At 67.7% G+C, this 248-nt stretch carries 1 protein-coding gene; it reads left to right on the forward strand.

Going from position 1 to position 248, the window contains the following annotated elements; translation table 11 throughout:
* The coding region (locus AAEZ06_RS27955; RefSeq protein ID WP_350617425.1) for an MFS transporter at positions 1–248 on the forward strand (248 nt) is incomplete at both ends.

Consider the following 248-nt stretch of genomic DNA (forward strand, 5'->3'; position numbering starts at 1 on the left):
GCCCTGGGCGGTTCGCTGGTGGTGTGGTCGGTGGCGCAAGCGGCCTTTGGCCTGTTCAGCAGCTACGGCCATCTGGTCGGCCTGCGGGTGTTGCTGGGCATCGGCGAAGCGCCGGTGTTCCCCTCGGCAGCCAAGGCCTTGTCCGAATGGTTCGACACCCAGGAACGTGGCACGGCCACCGGCTGGGTGTGGTCCTCGACCTGCATCGGCCCGTGCCTGGCGCCACCCTTGCTGACGTTGTTCATGGT

The organism is Pseudomonas sp. HY7a-MNA-CIBAN-0227, from assembly GCF_040310325.1.
Taxonomy (GTDB): Bacteria; Pseudomonadota; Gammaproteobacteria; order Pseudomonadales; family Pseudomonadaceae; genus Aquipseudomonas.